We start from the raw sequence: 14,873 nt of genomic DNA on the forward strand, positions 1-14,873 counted from the left end.
TGCCACCGGCAGGTTGCGCTTGCGCGACACTGGCACGCCTAAACTGGCACGCCTGAAATCGGGCGGCGATCAGGCCGTCTGCAGGGCTGGTGAAAGCTTGAGGCAAACCGCTTCCAGCAGCCCCGCCAGTTCCCGGTTGCCCACCACGCGCGCGGCCAGAGCCAGCGGCACCCAGCGCATCCTGCGCGTTTCGCCGGCGGCGACAACCTCCGCCTGCCCCTGAACCCTGAGCAGATGGACCTCCACGCAATAGACCGCATCGATCAGCGGCTTGCGATAGCGGAAGGAGCCGATCACCTCCTGCTCGGCCTCGCCCAGCACGCCGGCTTCCTCGAAAGCCTCACGCCGGGCGGTGTCGCGGGATGTCTCGCCGCTTTCGATATGGCCTTTGGGGAGCCACCATTCGCCCGTGCCCCGGCTGGCGATCAGCAGAACCTCCGCTCCGCCCCCCGCGCCATCCCGCAGGCAGATCGCCGCGGCCTGAGCCACCATGGGTTCCGACTCGGCAGGGGCGGGCTTCATGGTTTTCACAAGGTTTCCCTTCCATGCCGGGGCGTTATGAGAAACTGCATGGACCCGGACCGTAACAGTTTCATGAAACCTTTGCTCCGTCCATGTCCTTGCGCCAGATCATATGCGCCGGGCGCTGAAAGCCTCTTGGCCAATCCGGCAAAGCGAACTATCGCGGACCTGACGGGACCGGTGATCGCCGGTTCCGCCATCCCGCAACGGCGCCCGCAAGGGCTTAATAGGGAACACGGTCAGGATCGCCGGGAGGCGGTCCGGAAACCGGGCTGTCCCTGCAACTGTGAGCGGCGAGCGCTTTGCACTTGTGCCCTGTCGATCAGACACATGTCGATCAGGCAAGGCACGGCCACTGGGTCAGACGCAGAACCATGCGGGGCCCGGGAAGGCTGTGGAAACGCGCTGTGACCCGCAAGCCAGGAGACCTGCCGATGCGGGGTCGCTCTTGCCGCGGCCCAGGGAATGGCCATGGCACGGCTCCACCGTCTGGGCGACACATGGCCGGGCCGCAAGGGCATGACACGAGGGCGTTGCAGGCGCGCGCCCGGTGGCATGCCGACCGCTGGAAGGCGGTGGCACGGATCAGAGTCTCGCCCGCGCCGACGGATATGTATCGTGACAGAGATTGTTGTTCAGGACAGGCCGCAAGCCTCCGCCATCGCCCCTGCGCAAACCCCGCTGCGCAGGAGGATCGGGGCGGTCTACGCCTTGTTGCTGATCGCCAATCTGGGCGTCTGGATCTGGTGCTGGCTGGAGTTGCATCACACGCCCGGCATGCTGGGCACCGCTTTGCTGGCCTACACTCTGGGCCTGCGCCACGCCGTGGACGCGGACCATATCGCGGCCATCGACAACGTCACCCGCAAGCTGATGCAGGATGGGCAGCGCCCTGTCGGCACGGGCTTTTTCTTCGCCATCGGTCATTCGGCGGTGGTGCTGGTGGCCACCTTGCTGATCGCGCTGATGGCAGGCGCGGCCAGCGGGATCGAGGGCTTCAAGGCCACCGGAGGGCTTATCTCCACCTGCGTTTCGGCCTTTTTCCTCTTCACCATCGCGGGGATGAATTTGATGATCCTGCGTTCGGTATACCGGTCTTATCGCCATGTGCTGGCGGGCGGGGCCTATGTGGAAGAGGATCTCGATATGCTGCTGGCCGGGCGTGGCCTCATCGCGCGCCTGCTGCGCCCGCTGTTCCGGCTGGTGACGCAAAGCTGGCATATGGCGCCGCTGGGCTTCCTCTTCGGGCTGGGCTTCGACACGGCCACGGAAGTCGGCCTGCTGGGCCTTTCGGCATCGCAAGCGGCGCAGGGCATGTCCTTTGGCGTGGTGCTGCTGTTTCCCGCGCTGTTCGCGGCGGGCATGGCGCTGATCGACACCACGGACGGCATCATGATGCTGGGCGCCTATGAATGGGCTTTCGTCAAGCCGATGCGCAAGCTCTACTACAATATGACGATCACGCTGGTGGCGGCTCTGGTGGCGATCCTGATCGGCGGGATCGAAACCATGGCGCTGATCGCCGACCATCTGCACCTGACGGGCGGCCTGTGGGATGTGTTCGGCGATCTGGCGGGCAGCTTCAACCTGCTGGGCTTCGCCATCGTGGGCCTGTTTGCGCTGAGCTGGGCGCTGAGCTGGGCGATCTATCGCTACAAGCGGCTCGATGAGGTGGAGGTGGTGAGGGAAACCTGACCCCGCCGCAGCAGATAGATATCCATGATCCATCCGTGGCGCGCGCGTGCTTCCGCCCGCGCCGCCACGATCTGTTCGCCCACATCAGCCAGCGGGCCGGACAGCAGGATCTGGCTGCTCATGCCGACATAGGCGCCCCACCAGATCGAGACACCTTCCGGCGCGAGATGCCGGAACGAACATTCACCATCGAGCATCACCACCGCCGTATCGACCCCGGCAGGCCAGCCTTCCTCGCGCAGCCTGCGCCCGGTGGTGACGATAAAGGGCGCGCCCACCTCATTGAGGGTGATGCCATGGGCGGCGGTCAGCACATTGATCGACATCAGCCCCGGCACGACCTCGACCGCCACATCGGGCAGGCGCCGGGCAATACGCAGGGAACTGTCGTAAAGCGCCGGATCGCCCCAAACCAGCAAGGCCACCTGGCCATCGCTGACATGATCGGCAATGGTCCGCTGCCAAACCCCGGCGATGGCATCATGCCAGTCATCGACACGGCGCAGATAATCGGGCGTGGCGGGATCGCGCACCGGCAGGTCGAATTCCGCGATCCGCGTGGCGGCGTTGGTCAACACCTCCTCGCAGATGGCGCGGCGCAGATCGGCCAGATCGGCCTTGTCGGCGCCCTTGCGGGGGATCAGGATCAGATCGGCGCGGTTGATCGCCTTCACCGCCGCCAGCGTCAGCTGATCGAGCCCACCCGTGCCGATGCCGATCAGAACCAGCTCGATCATGCCGAAGCCTGCGCGATCATATGGAAGAAGCTGCCCGTCGCCAGCCCGCAACGCGACCCGGTTTCCGGCACCGCCGCGCCATTGGCGTCCTCCACATGCGCCAGCGGCTGATCGGGCTGGGTGAGGATGGTGGCGTAATGGAACTCATGCCCGCGCAGATGTGATCCCGCATCATAGCCGGGGATCGGCGCTTCCAGCCGGGCCAGACGATAGCCCAGATGCATCTTGCGCCTGGCGAAGGAGGTCTCCAGCCCCAGCAGCCCCGCCATGCGATGCGCATTGCCCTGAGCGTCCACCAGCACCTGCCCCATCGCCATATAGCCGCCGCACTCGCCATGCACCGGGCGTGTCCGGGCGAAATGGTTCAGGCCGGCGCGAAAGCCCTCCGCTGCGGCCAGCGGTCCGGCATGGAGTTCAGGATAGCCGCCGGGCAGCCAGCAGGCATCGGCGCTGTCATCGGGCGCCTGATCGGCCACTGGCGAGAAAGGCAGGATGTCCGCGCCTGCCGCGCGCCAGCCTTCCAGCAGATGGGGATAGACGAAGGAAAAGGCTTCATCCCAAGCCAGCGCCACGCGCTGCCCCGGCGGCGGTACGGCGACGGGGCGCGCGGCGGCAAACCCGCCCGATGCCAAACGGCGCAGCCGGTCAAGATCAACATGGCTCGCCACGAAGCTGCCAAGAGACGATAAGGTTTCCGCCAGACCTTCATGTTCGCCAGCCTGCACCAGCCCCAGATGACGCTCGGGCAGAGTCAGATCGGAACGGCGGGGCAGGGCGCCCAACACCTCGATCCCCGCGCGGGCCATGCCGTCCCGGATCAGCGCCTCATGCCGGGGGCTGGCCACCTTGTTGAGGATCACGCCTGCCAGACGCACATTCTGCGCCATCCGCGCGAAACCCAGAGCCACCGCCGCCGCCGATTGCGCCTGCCCGGAAACATCCAGCACCAGCACCACCGGCCAGCCTGCCCGCGCCGCGAGTTCAGCACTGGCGCCATTGCCCAGTTCGCCGGCGCTGGCGACGCCATCGAACAACCCCATCGAGCCTTCCGCCAGCACCAGATCGGTCCCCTGCGCAAAGGAGGCAAGCCCAGCCAACCGCGTCTCGCCCATGGCCCAGCTGTCGAGATTGTAGGACGGCCTCCCGGCAGCGGCGGCATGAAAGGCCGGATCGATATAGTCCGGCCCGTTCTTGAAGGGCTGCACCGCCAGTCCGGCAGCACGAAGCGCCGCCAGCAGGCCAAGTGTCACCATCGTCTTGCCCGCGCCCGAAGCCGGGGCGGAAATGACCAGACCCGGTGTCATCATGCGCTCTCGGGAAAGCGGGGGTTGGTGCCGGTGGGGCGATAGCGCCGGTCGTATTCCTTGGCGTAGAGCTGGCTTTCCGCGAAAGTTTCGCTGCCGATTGCGTGGCCGACAAGGATCAGCGCGGTGCGCTCCATGCTGCCGTCCACGGCGCTTTCCAGCGTGGAGAGCGTGGCCCGCACGATCCGCTGATCGGGCCAGCTGGCGCGCCAGACCACGGCGGCGGGGCAGTCCGCGCCATAATGCGGCGTCAGCTCCGCCACCACCTTGTCGAGCAGATGGATCGAGAGATGCAGCGCCAATGTCGCTCCCGTGGCGCCGAAGGCGGCCAGGGTCTCGCCCTCGGGCATTTGCGTGGCGCGGCCCTGGGTGCGTGTCAGCACCAGGGATTGCGCCACGCCGGGCAGGGTGAGTTCGGCCTCAAGCGCGGCGGCGGCGGCGGCGAAGGCGGGCACGCCGGGCGTGACGTCATAGGGAATGCCCAGAGCGCGCAACCGCCGCATCTGCTCGCCCATCGCAGACCAGACCGAAAGATCGCCCGAATGCAGCCGCGCCACATCCTGTCCCGCAGCGTGGGCGGCGGCGATCTCGTCCATGATCTGGTCCAGCGAGAGTGGCGCGGTGTTCACAATCCGCGCGCCTTCGGGGCAATGCGCCAGAACGCCTTCAGGCACCAGCGACCCGGCGTAGAGGCAGACCGGGCATTCGCTGATGAGCTTTGCCGCGCGCAGGGTCAGCAGATCAGGCGCCCCGGGGCCGGCGCCGATGAAGTGGACGGTCATGGAAGGTCTCGCATAAGGTCTCGCGTCAGGTCTTTCAGGGCGATGGCGGCGCTGGCCGATCCATCGGAGGAAATCCGGCGCGTCACCGCAATATGGGCCGGGGCGTCAAGCGCGGCCAGAGCGACGGCCTCGGCCACCGATCCGGTCGCAAAATCGGCGAGGATACGCGAGGATTGCGTGGGGGTGGCGATCCCGGCGATGGCGCTGCGTTCGATGGCGATCAGCGGCAGGCCGATTTCCCGCGCCAGATCGCGCAAAACAAGGCGATCTGCCCGCTCCGCCAAGGTGGCCAGCGCATCGATGCTGTGGTCGCGACACAGCTGCGCCAACACCTCACGCAAGGCGTCGAGCGGCGCATCGGCACGGCAGCCCAGACCCGCGACGCAGGAGATCATCGCACCACGCTCCATTGCACCACGGGCCGGGCAGGCTGCCAGCCGCGCATCGAGCCCAGCGGGGCGGCCTGCGCCAGTTCGATCCGCAGCAGATCGCCGCCAAACCTTGCCTGCAGCCCCAGCAGCAGCAGCTCGCTTTCCAGCGTGACGCTATGGGCCACCAGCCGGGTGCCCGGAGCCATGCATGCCCAGAGGCGATTGACCAGACCCTGATCCATGCCCCCGCCGATAAACACCGCATCGGGCAGGGGCGCATCCGGCAGGTAGGCGTGGCTGGCTTCAACCACGCTAAGACGATGCGCAAGGCCGAAAGCCTGCGCATTGGCGCGGATGTTGGCGGCGCGCTCGGGCTTGCGTTCGACCGTTACGGCATGCCCGCCGGCCAGACACCATTCCACGCTGATCGATCCCGAACCGGCCCCCAGATCCCACAACAGTTCCCCGGTGCGGGGCGCCAGCGCCGAAAGCGCCAAAGCCCGGACGGGGCGCTTGGTGATCTGGCCGTCATGAAGAAACAGATCGTCCGCCAGACCACTGGCGCGCGGCAGGGCGGCGGGGCCTTGAAACGCGATGCCCATCGCCACGGGGGCGTGGATATCGGACATGGTGAAATCACCCGCTCTGGTGGTGCGACACCGTTCCTCGGGGCCGCCCAGAGCCTCCAGAACATGGCACCGGCTGGCGCCAAAGCCGCGCTCCGTCAGCCATGCCGCCAGAGCGCCTGCCGCAGCACCGTCGCGCAGCAGGCAGATCGCCCGCTGGCCATGGCCCATCACCGGCACCAACCGCTCAAAAGGCGCGGCATGCAGGCCGAGGCAGGCGGTATCCTCAAGGGGCCAGCCGAGCCGGGCCGCCGCCCAGCTGAAGGTGGAGGGGGCGGGATAAGCCTGCCATTCATCGGCCTCCAGATGCCGCGTCACGCTGGCGCCGCCGCCAAACCAGAAGGGATCGCCGGAGACCAGCATCGCCACGCTTCGCCCCCGCAAACCCAGCACCGGATCGATGGAGAAGGGCACCGGCCACGCCTGTGCACGGGGATCGCCCGCCAACCCGGCCAGTGCCAGATGGCGCGGCGCGCCAAACACATGATCGGCCCCGGCCAGCGCCTTGCGGCTTGCGGGAGGCAGGCCCTCTGCCCTATCCTCGCCGATGCCGATGATCGACAGCCATGCCTTTTCCCCCTCAGCCACAAGACGCATCCTGCTGCTGGGCGGCACCAGCGAGGCCAGCGCCATGGCGCGGGCTCTGGCCGAAGAGGGCATGGAGGCGGTGTTCTCCTACGCCGGGCGCACGGCCAGCCCGATCACCCAGCCTTTGCCGATGCGTGTCGGCGGTTTTGGCGGGATCGAGGGACTGGCGCAGTACATCCGCGAGCAGGGCATCACCCATGTCGTGGACGCCACCCATCCCTTTGCCGCGCAGATGAGCGCCCATGCGGTGGCCGCTTGTTCTCAGGCCAATGTTGCGCTCGCCGCGCTGGAACGCCAGCCATGGGCGCCGCAGACGGGCGATGACTGGCGCATTGTTCCCGATCTGGCAGCGGCCGTACAGGCCTTGGCCGGCGAACCTGCATGCGTGTTTCTGGCCATCGGCCGGCAAAATCTGGGCCTGTTCGCCGGGCAAAAGCATCATTACCTGCTGCGCCTTGTCGACCCCGCGCCTCAGCCTCTGGCCAATGCCACGGTGGTGGTGGACCGTGGCCCCTTTACCGTCGGGGGCGATCTGGCGCTGCTGCGGCGGCATGCCATCACCCATATCGTCGCCAAGAATGCGGGCGGCAGCGGCGCGAGTGCCAAGCTGGAGGCGGCGCGCCTGTTGGGCCTGCCGGTGATCCTGATCGACCGGCCTTTCATTCCGGATCGGTTGGTGTTCAGCGAGGTGGATCAGGTGATGCGCTGGCTTCATGCCGGCAGCTCCGCGGAACGGGGCGTATAAACCCAGTCGCCCACGCGGCGGGTGGCGCTGTTGCCGAGGATCACCACCGTACGCATATCGGCCATCTCGGGCGTCGCTTCGGCCAAGGTGACGGTGCGGATGGTCTGCTGCGGCGTTGAAACCGCGCGGGCGAAGATGATCAGGCGTTCGGACTCGCATTCCTCGCGCAGGATGTCCAGCACGCGGGCGAATTGATGCGGACGGCTGGCGCTGCGCGGATTGTAGAAGCCCATCGCGAAATCCCCGCGCGCCGCCATGCGCAACCGATGCTCCACCAGAGCGAAGGGTTTCAGATTGTCCGACAGGTTGATGGCGCAGAAATCATGGCCCAGCGGCGCCCCGGCAGCAGCGGCGGCGGCCAGCATGGCGGTGATGCCTGGCAGAATGGCGATCTGCCCCCCCAGATGCCGGGGAGCGCCCTCCAAAGCCTCGAACAGCGCCGAGGCCATGGCGAAAACACCTGGATCGCCCGAGGAGACGATCACGGCCTGCCGCCCCTCTGCCGCCAGTTCCAGCGCATGAGTGGCGCGGGCCAGTTCCTCGCGGTTGTCGCTGGGGTGCAGGGTGAGGCCGTCACGCGGGGCGATCCGCTCCACATAGGGCGTGTAGCCCAGAATATCGGTGGCGCGGGCGAGGGCGTTGGTGACCTCCGGGGTAACCATCGCCTCCTTGCCCGGGCCGAGACCCACCACGGTGACCGATCCCGTCATTCCGCCGCCTCCGGTCGGCGGCCCTGACCGTGGACCAGCACGATGGCGAAGTAGGGGCAGTCGTCGAGATCGGTGTCGGCCAGACGGATCACGCGCTGGCCCGGCATGGTGCCGCGTTCGACCAGCCATGCCTCATCCAGCCGGCCTGCCGCGGCCAGAGCGCGGCGCACCTTGGGCAGGTTGCGTCCGGTCTTCATAATGGCGAGCGCATGGGCCTTGCGCATATGACCGACCAGATCCTCTTCGGGCAGCGTGCCCATCAGCACGCTCAGCACATCGTCACCCCAGGTGATGGGCACTCCGGTGGCATGCCAGCAGCCGGTCATGCCGGTGATGCCGGGGACGACCTCCACCTCGCACAGACCCTGAAGTCTTGTGTGCAGATGCATGAAAGAGCCGTAGAAAAAGGGATCGCCCTCGCACAGCACAATGACCTCATGGCTGACAGCCAGATCGGCCAGACGGCGGGTCCATTCATCGTAGAAACTGGCGAGGATCGCATTGTAATCGGCGCTGTCGAAAGCGATTTCGGTGGTGACAGGATATTCCATCGCATGCTCGATGGCATCCTCGCGCAGCATGCCCGACACGATGCGCCTTGCCTGCCCGGGGCGCCCGGCCTTGCGGAAATAGGCGACATGGGCAGCCCCCCGCACCAACCTGTCGGCCTTGACGCTCATCAGATCGGGATCGCCGGGGCCCAGCCCCACGCAGATGATCCTGCCCATCATTCCGCCCTGCTGGCCAGAGCGTTGACCGCCGCCACGGTGATCGCCGAGCCGCCGAGGCGCCCGCGCACCACCATGGCTGGGCACGGCAGCGCCTCCATCAGCGCTTCCTTGGATTCCATCGCGCCGACAAAACCCACCGGGCAGCCGATGATGGCGGCGGGGCGAGGGCAGGCGGGGTCTTCCAGCATGTTGAGCAGATGGAACAGCGCCGTCGGCGCATTGCCGATCGCCACCACGCTGCCCGCCAGATGCGGCCTCCACAGCTCCAGCGCGGCGGCGGAGCGGGTGTTGCCCATGGTGCGGGCCAGTTCGGGCACCTGGGGATCGTGCAGGGTGCAGATCACTGCGTTTCCGGCGGGCAGGCGGGCGCGGGTGATCCCTTCGGAGACCATGCGGGCATCGCACAGGATCGGGGCCCCCGCCTCCAGCGCGTCGCGGGCGGCCTGCGCCATGCCTCCGGAAAAGGCGACATGCGCCTCCAGTCCGACCAGACCGGCGGCGTGGATCATCCGCACCACCACCGGCTCCTGAGCGGGGGTAAAGCGGGCCAGATCGGCCTCGGCGCGGATCGTGGCGAAGGACTGGCGGTAGATGGCGGCGCCATCCATTTCATAGGTGTAAGGCATCAGGTCCGGGTCATCAGCAGGGTGGGGTTGGCGAGAAGGTCGGCTTTCGGGTGGCTGGAATGGTTGGCGTCCTGCGCCTTGCAGTCATATCCCAGAGCAAAATCCTCCCCTCGCGCCACCAGCGTGATATCGGCGGCTCCCGGATGCGCACATCCCTTCAAACAGCCCGACACATGAAGCATCCCGCCCGATGGCACAGACGGCGCGAGTTGGCGAGCCAGATCGCGCACCGGACCCAGCGCCTGAGAGCAACCGGGTGCGCCCGTGCAGGCGACCACGCGCAGCAGCGGATCGTCGGGCGCGATGATCAGGCCCGGTAATGCGGGTTGATGATCGCATCCCTCCAGCAGCAGCATCCGCCATGGGGTAAGGCGCAGGGGCGCAAGATTGGCCAGAGCGGCAAGGGTTTCCGCATGGATCTGGCCGAATTCCAGCGCCACCATCCGTCCCTGTGGCGTGAGGCCGGGCGAGGGAGAAAAAGGGGTTGCCGCTTCAAGGGGGCACGCAAAGTTGGCAGGCAGCGCAGCGCCCTGCGCCAGATGCTTGCGCATCCGCCCGCGACCGTCATGAACACCGCCCGACTCCACAAACCAGCGGGCCAGATCGAGGGCTGTCGCGATAGCGTTCCTCATGGTTGCCGGGGCGCTCGATAAAGCGCCATCGGCCAGCACATGATAGCCATGACCGGCCCGCTCGATCCGGATATCGGCGGAGCTGTCACGCAGGACGGGGTTTTCACCCGTATCCAGAGCAAAGCCGAACTTGCCCGGCAGCGGAAGATCGCTGGCGGCCAGCGCCTCGGTCAGGTCGCGCGCCAGTTTCTGCGCGCCGTCATCCTGCCGCCAGAAGGGGGTGACCAGAATGTTGCGGCGGGTCTCGCTGGCTTGATCGGCATCGATCAGGCCGATTTCCGCCAGTCCCCCCACGATGGCCGCGTGATCGGTAATCCCGCGCAGTTGGAGATTGGCGCGCGCGGAAAGGTCGATCAGGCCATTGCCATGGCGCTTCGCCAGATCGGCCAGCCCCCGCGCCTGATCCTGCGACAGCCTCCCGCCATGTGCGCGGACCCGCACCACCAGACCATCGCCGGTTTCCATGGGGCGCAGGGCGCCCGGGCACCAGCCTTTGATCAGCGGCGCGCTCATGGCCGTTCCAGCCGTGCGGCGATGGAGTTGCTGCGCGTGGACCACAGCCCGGCCTCAGCCAGAGCGGCGAAGCGGTTTTTGAGCTGTTCCAGCGCTTGCGGGTTGGCCTGCGCCATGAAATCCGAGACATCCTCCCGGCCCAGCGTGGCTTCGAAACAAAGGTCGAAGAGGTGGGCGGGCACCTGCCGCGTCAGCTGGGCGAAGGCGGCCAGATTGTCCACCGTGGCGGTGATCTCGGCAGCGCCGCGAAAGCCGTGGCGCATCATGCCTTGCGCCCAGCGCGGATTGGCGGCGCGGGCGCGCACCACCCGGGCCACTTCCTCGGCCAGCGTGCGGGCGTGAGGGGTTTGCGGTCTGGTGGCGTCCAGATGATAGAGGGCTGGCGTGGGGCGGTCCAGCGCCTCCATGGCGGCGGCGAAGCCTCCCTCATGGGCGGCGTAGTCGCGGGCCAGCAGCAGGTCGGTTTCGGGCAGGTCCTGAATATGGGCGAAGGCGTCGGCCCCGGCCAGACGCGCTTCCAGAGCGTCACGGTCATGGGTGATGCCGCCTTGAGCATTTAGCGCCCATGCGGAGGCAGCGAGCCATGCCTCCCCGGCGGCATGGCGGGCCTGATCGCCAAGATGCTGCGCCGGGTCTGCCATGGAAAGCCCATAGAGGCCGGGTTTGGGGCCGAAGACGCGGGGCGTGGCGGTGAGGTAGGGGTTCTCCTCCAGCCCCTCATGATCGCGCTCGGCCAAAGCTGAGGCGGCGGCTTCGAAGAGTTGCGCCAGCCCCGGAAACACATCACGGAACAGGCCGGAGACGCGCAGGGTGACATCGATGCGCGGGCGGCCCAGCAGGGCGGGCGGGAGGATTTCGAAGCCGCTGACGCGCTCGCTGTCCACATCCCAGCGTGGGGCGAGGCCCGCCAGATGCAGCGCCATGGCGAATTCCTCGCCTGCCGTGCGCATGGTGGCCGATCCCCACAGGTCGATGACGAGGCCTTTGGGCCAGTCGCCATGGTCTTGCAGGTGGCGGCGCAGCAGTTCCTCGGCCAGCTTGACGCCCTGGGCATGGGCCATGCGGCTGGGCACCGCGCGCGGATCGACGCTGTAGAGGTTGCGCCCGGTGGGCAGCACATCGCCGCGCCCGCGCAGGGGCGATCCGGAAGGGCCCGAGGTCACGCGTTGCCCCGCAAGAGCCGTCAGCAGGCCTGCGTTTTCGCCCGGAGCCTTGCCATAGATATGCAGCCCGTCGCCGAACTGGCTTTCCTTGATGTCGCAGACGAAGCGGTCGATGCGGACCATGGCCTCGGCGGCGCTGGCGTTTTGCGCAAGGCCCAGATCGCTGGTGACGCCGGTGGCTTCGGCCTCGTCGCGAATCTGGGCGATCAGGCGATCGCGCCGGGAGGGATCGAGGCCCTCGGCGGTGGAATATTCGTCCAGCAGGCGCTCGAGGCGCAGCAGGCTCTCGGGCACGGCGCTGGCGGCCATGGGGGGAGGGATATGGCCCAAGGTCAGCGCGCCGATGCGGCGTTTGGCCTGCGCCGCCTCGCCCGGATCGTTGACGATGAAGGGATAGATCACCGGCAGCGGGCCGATCAGCGCTTCGGGCCAGCAGCTTTCCGAGAGGGCGACGGCCTTGCCGGGAAGCCACTCCAGCGTGCCATGCGCGCCGATATGGACCAACGCATCGATGCCCTGCGCACGCAGCCAGAGATAGAAAGCGACATAGGCGTGGCGCGGGATGCGCGAGACATCGTGGTAATCATCGTCACGCTGCGTGGGATCGCCGCGCTCGGGTTGCAGGGCGACAAGGGTCTTGCCGGATCGGATGGCGGTGAAGTTAAAGGCGCCATCGATCAAGGCGGGATCGCTGTCCGGCGGGCCCCACGCCTGCGCCAGATCGGCGCGCAGTGTGGCTGGCAAAGTTTTCAGCGCGGCCTGGTAATCACTCAGCGGCCATGTCAGCCTTTCCGCCTGCAAAGCGGGGGCCAGCGCCCGGGCTGGTGCAACGCCATATCCGGCTTCGCCCAAACTCTCCAGAATAGCTTCCGCGCTGGCCAGCGCATCGAGGCCAACAGCATGCGCCATCTGATCGGCCCGCCCCGGATAAGTCGAGAGGATCAGCGCCAGCTGCCGATCACTGGCGGGTGTGATGGCCAGCCTGTGCCATGCCTGCACCTTGCCGGCGATGGCTTCGATCCGCTCGGGGTGAGGGCGGTGCAGGGTGCGGGCGCATTGCAGATCGGGATCGATCACCCCGGCGGTCTTGAAGCTGGCGACACCGGCCAGCAGCCGTCCATCCACTTCCGGCAGCACGACATGCATCGCCAGATCGGCGGGAGAAAGCCCGCGTTCGGCCTGAGCCCATGCCGCTTCATCGGCGGTGGACAGCGCGATCTGGAACACGGGGCAGCCGGGGCCATCGAGGGGCGACACGCCGCTGTCGTCGCGCCCGGAAAAAGCCGTGGCGTTGACGATGGCCGCGGGGGCGTGACGTTCCAGCGCGGCGGCGATCCATGCCGCTGCGCCGGGGGCTTTCAGGGATGGCGCAAAGAGGCCTATGGCGCGAAAGCCCCGGCGGATCAGGGCCTCGATCAGGGCGTCGATGGGGCCGGTGTCGCCGCTGGTCAGATAGGCGCGGTAGAAGCTGACCACCACCAGCGGCGTCTCACCGGGCGGCGGCGGCGCCATCACGCCGGCGCCGGGGCGATACCAGCCGCAGGATGGAATTTCGGCAGCGCCCTTGATCTCCGGGGCGGGCAGGCCAGCGGCGCGGGCCAGCTCGGTCAGCGCTTTTTGCGCGGCGATGGCCCCGCCTGTCTCGCACAGATCGGACAGGCGCCGCAACACAGGGACAGGCAGGGTTGAGGCCGCATCCAGCGCCGGGTCGGGCCGACCATCGCCCGGTAGCACGGCCAGAGCGATCTTTTCACGCCGCGCCAGATCGCTCAGCTGCGCCAGACCATAGGACCAGTAACCCGTGCCGCCGATCAGGCGCACCAGCACCGCCCTGGCGCCGGACAAGGTTTGCTCGATATAGGTATCGACCGAGAGCGGATGCTTCAGCGCCGCCAGATTGGCGAGGCGCAGTTCGGGCAGCTCCGCGCGCCCCGCATGCCAGCCCGCCGCGAAAGCCCCCAGATCGCTGTCCGAAAAGGACAGGACGATCAGGGGCGCGGGGCTCTGGCCGAGATCGGTGGCGACCTCGACCTCATCCAGCCCCCGGCTTTCGCGGAAGATGACATGCATGGGCTGGCGCTTATGCCGGGGCCAGCACCGTGTCCAGCACGGCGCGGACGGCAGCTGGATCGAGGTGGTCGTGCTCGGCGATCACCACCAGCTGGGTGACGCGCGGGCGCTGGCCCCAGGGCTGGTCATACTGATGGCGCACGCGCTCGCCCACGGCTTGCACCAGCAGACGCATCGGCTTGCCCCGCACCGCCACGAAGCCCTTGACGCGCAGGATCGCCTGCTCGCGGGAGAGGCGTTGGATGGCCTGCGTCAGCGCCTCGGGATCGCTGACTTCGGGCAGGGTGATGATGGTGCTGTCGAAATCCTCGTGCTCGTGCTCGTCCTCGCCATCGTGATGGCTGGGGCGGGCGGCCAGATCGTCCTCGGCGGCGGCGTTGAGGCCAAGGATCACAGCGGGATCGATCACGCCATCGGTGACGGGCAACATCGGCAGCGGGCGCGGGGCCTCGGCGGCGATCACGGCGCGGGCCTGCTCCAGCGTGGCGCTGTCCACCAGATCGGCCTTGGTCAGCAGCACGATATCGGCGCAGGCCAGCTGATCCTCGAAGACTTCCGACAGCGGGGTTTCATGGTCGAGGCTGTCGTCCGCCGCGCGCTGGGCGTCCACCGCCGCCACATCGGGGGCGAAACGGCCCGCTGCCACGGCTTCGGCATCGGCCAGCGCGATGACGCCATCGACAGTGATGCGGCTGCGGATCGCAGGCCAGTCGAAGGCTTTGAGCAACGGCTTGGGCAGGGCGAGGCCGGAGGTCTCGATCAGGATGTGGTCGGGGCGCTGCGGCAGGGCCAGCAGCTTTTCTACGGTCGGGATGAAATCATCGGCCACGGTGCAGCAGATGCAGCCATTGGCCAGTTCGAGGATCGCGCTTTCCGGGCAATTCTCGTCGGCGCAGGCCTTCAGGATCTCGCCATCGACGCCCACCGTGCCGAATTCATTGACCAGCACCGCAAGGCGGCGGCCGCCCGGGTTCTGCAGCAGATGGCGGATCAGCGTGGTCTTGCCCGAGCCCAGAAAGCCGGTGACGATGGTGACGGGAATTTTTTCCAGAGACATG

At 67.6% G+C, this 14,873-nt stretch carries 14 protein-coding genes and 1 riboswitch; of the genes, 2 read left to right on the forward strand and 12 right to left on the reverse strand.

Going from position 1 to position 14,873, the window contains the following annotated elements; genetic code table 11:
- Positions 1-69 precede the first annotated feature (69 nt).
- Positions 70-522 carry an NUDIX hydrolase gene (locus SR3_RS05785; protein WP_068082085.1) on the reverse strand — a complete coding sequence of 151 codons (453 nt, stop codon included), beginning with the start codon at positions 520-522 and terminating at the stop codon, positions 70-72.
- Positions 523-712: 190 nt separating this feature from the next.
- Positions 713-972, forward strand: a riboswitch (cobalamin riboswitch).
- A 168-nt stretch (positions 973-1,140) separates the two neighbouring features.
- Between SR3_RS05785 and SR3_RS05790 the strand changes: the two genes are divergently transcribed.
- Positions 1,141-2,217 carry a HoxN/HupN/NixA family nickel/cobalt transporter gene (locus SR3_RS05790; RefSeq protein WP_407668149.1) on the forward strand — a complete coding sequence of 359 codons (1,077 nt, stop codon included), beginning with the start codon at positions 1,141-1,143 and terminating at the stop codon, positions 2,215-2,217.
- Here the strand turns inward: SR3_RS05790 and cobF are convergent.
- From cobF to SR3_RS05815, 5 genes are read right to left on the reverse strand one after another with little or no spacing between them, the layout of a single operon-like run.
- Positions 2,175-2,954: a precorrin-6A synthase (deacetylating) gene (cobF, locus tag SR3_RS05795; RefSeq protein WP_068082087.1), complete on the reverse strand. Its 780-nt coding sequence runs from the start codon at positions 2,952-2,954 to the stop codon at positions 2,175-2,177. The genes SR3_RS05790 and cobF overlap by 43 nt on opposite strands.
- The gene (locus tag SR3_RS05800; RefSeq protein WP_068082090.1) at positions 2,951-4,261 is read right to left on the reverse strand and encodes a cobyrinate a,c-diamide synthase; all 1,311 of its coding nucleotides are present in this window, start codon (positions 4,259-4,261) and stop codon (positions 2,951-2,953) included. Before SR3_RS05800 ends, cobF begins: the two co-directional genes overlap by 4 nt.
- Positions 4,258-5,040, reverse strand: a complete 783-nt coding sequence (gene cobM, locus SR3_RS05805) for a precorrin-4 C(11)-methyltransferase (RefSeq protein WP_068082097.1) — start codon at positions 5,038-5,040, stop codon at positions 4,258-4,260. The genes SR3_RS05800 and cobM overlap by 4 nt, the downstream gene beginning before the upstream one ends.
- Complete coding sequence (locus SR3_RS05810) at positions 5,037-5,435, reverse strand: cobalamin biosynthesis protein (RefSeq protein ID WP_157098652.1); 399 nt, start codon at positions 5,433-5,435, stop codon at positions 5,037-5,039. Before SR3_RS05810 ends, cobM begins: the two co-directional genes overlap by 4 nt.
- Positions 5,432-6,634: a bifunctional cobalt-precorrin-7 (C(5))-methyltransferase/cobalt-precorrin-6B (C(15))-methyltransferase gene (locus tag SR3_RS05815; RefSeq protein ID WP_068082292.1), complete on the reverse strand. Its 1,203-nt coding sequence runs from the start codon at positions 6,632-6,634 to the stop codon at positions 5,432-5,434. Before SR3_RS05815 ends, SR3_RS05810 begins: the two co-directional genes overlap by 4 nt.
- Here SR3_RS05815 and SR3_RS05820 point away from each other — a divergent pair.
- Positions 6,591-7,370 (forward strand): cobalt-precorrin-6A reductase, encoded by a 780-nt coding sequence (locus SR3_RS05820; protein ID WP_068082295.1) that lies wholly within the window; start codon positions 6,591-6,593, stop codon positions 7,368-7,370. The genes SR3_RS05815 and SR3_RS05820 overlap by 44 nt on opposite strands.
- On the opposite strand, the gene cobJ is transcribed toward SR3_RS05820, so the two are convergent.
- From cobJ to cobW, 6 genes are read right to left on the reverse strand one after another with little or no spacing between them, the layout of a single operon-like run.
- Positions 7,337-8,080, reverse strand: a complete 744-nt coding sequence (cobJ, locus tag SR3_RS05825) for a precorrin-3B C(17)-methyltransferase (RefSeq protein WP_068082104.1) — start codon at positions 8,078-8,080, stop codon at positions 7,337-7,339. The two genes, SR3_RS05820 and cobJ, sit on opposite strands and share 34 nt — an antisense overlap.
- Positions 8,077-8,811: a precorrin-2 C(20)-methyltransferase gene (locus tag SR3_RS05830; protein WP_068082108.1), complete on the reverse strand. Its 735-nt coding sequence runs from the start codon at positions 8,809-8,811 to the stop codon at positions 8,077-8,079. The genes cobJ and SR3_RS05830 overlap by 4 nt, the downstream gene beginning before the upstream one ends.
- The gene (locus SR3_RS05835) at positions 8,808-9,437 is read right to left on the reverse strand and encodes a precorrin-8X methylmutase (RefSeq protein WP_068082111.1); all 630 of its coding nucleotides are present in this window, start codon (positions 9,435-9,437) and stop codon (positions 8,808-8,810) included. The genes SR3_RS05830 and SR3_RS05835 overlap by 4 nt, the downstream gene beginning before the upstream one ends.
- Entirely contained in the window at positions 9,437-10,582 is a 1,146-nt protein-coding gene (gene cobG / locus SR3_RS05840; RefSeq protein ID WP_068082115.1) for a precorrin-3B synthase, read from the reverse strand. The genes SR3_RS05835 and cobG overlap by 1 nt, the downstream gene beginning before the upstream one ends.
- Complete coding sequence (gene cobN / locus SR3_RS05845) at positions 10,579-13,815, reverse strand: cobaltochelatase subunit CobN (protein ID WP_068082118.1); 3,237 nt, start codon at positions 13,813-13,815, stop codon at positions 10,579-10,581. Before cobN ends, cobG begins: the two co-directional genes overlap by 4 nt.
- Positions 13,816-13,825: 10 nt before the next feature.
- A complete protein-coding gene (gene cobW / locus SR3_RS05850) occupies positions 13,826-14,872 on the reverse strand; it encodes a cobalamin biosynthesis protein CobW (protein WP_068082121.1) in 1,047 nt (348 codons plus the stop codon).
- Position 14,873 lies beyond the last annotated feature (1 nt).

Source organism: Novosphingobium rosa NBRC 15208 (assembly GCF_001598555.1).
Lineage (GTDB): Bacteria > Pseudomonadota > Alphaproteobacteria > Sphingomonadales > Sphingomonadaceae > Novosphingobium > Novosphingobium rosa.

What these genes read in the sequence shown, in the direction of transcription:
- SR3_RS05800 (WP_068082090.1), bottom strand. Translation starts at nt 4,261, where the DNA reads ATGATGACACCGGGTCTGGTCATTTCCGCCCCGGCTTCGGGCGCGGGC.
- cobW (WP_068082121.1), bottom strand. Translation starts at nt 14,872, where the DNA reads ATGTCTCTGGAAAAAATTCCCGTCACCATCGTCACCGGCTTTCTGGGC.
- cobJ (WP_068082104.1), bottom strand. Translation starts at nt 8,080, where the DNA reads ATGACGGGATCGGTCACCGTGGTGGGTCTCGGCCCGGGCAAGGAGGCG.
- SR3_RS05815 (WP_068082292.1), bottom strand. Translation starts at nt 6,634, where the DNA reads ATGCGTCTTGTGGCTGAGGGGGAAAAGGCATGGCTGTCGATCATCGGC.
- cobF (WP_068082087.1), bottom strand. Translation starts at nt 2,954, where the DNA reads ATGATCGAGCTGGTTCTGATCGGCATCGGCACGGGTGGGCTCGATCAG.
- SR3_RS05785 (WP_068082085.1), bottom strand. Translation starts at nt 522, where the DNA reads ATGAAGCCCGCCCCTGCCGAGTCGGAACCCATGGTGGCTCAGGCCGCG.
- SR3_RS05810 (WP_157098652.1), bottom strand. Translation starts at nt 5,435, where the DNA reads ATGATCTCCTGCGTCGCGGGTCTGGGCTGCCGTGCCGATGCGCCGCTC.
- SR3_RS05820 (WP_068082295.1), top strand. Translation starts at nt 6,591, where the DNA reads ATGATCGACAGCCATGCCTTTTCCCCCTCAGCCACAAGACGCATCCTG.
- cobM (WP_068082097.1), bottom strand. Translation starts at nt 5,040, where the DNA reads ATGACCGTCCACTTCATCGGCGCCGGCCCCGGGGCGCCTGATCTGCTG.
- SR3_RS05835 (WP_068082111.1), bottom strand. Translation starts at nt 9,437, where the DNA reads ATGCCTTACACCTATGAAATGGATGGCGCCGCCATCTACCGCCAGTCC.
- SR3_RS05830 (WP_068082108.1), bottom strand. Translation starts at nt 8,811, where the DNA reads ATGATGGGCAGGATCATCTGCGTGGGGCTGGGCCCCGGCGATCCCGAT.
- cobN (WP_068082118.1), bottom strand. Translation starts at nt 13,815, where the DNA reads ATGCATGTCATCTTCCGCGAAAGCCGGGGGCTGGATGAGGTCGAGGTC.
- cobG (WP_068082115.1), bottom strand. Translation starts at nt 10,582, where the DNA reads ATGAGCGCGCCGCTGATCAAAGGCTGGTGCCCGGGCGCCCTGCGCCCC.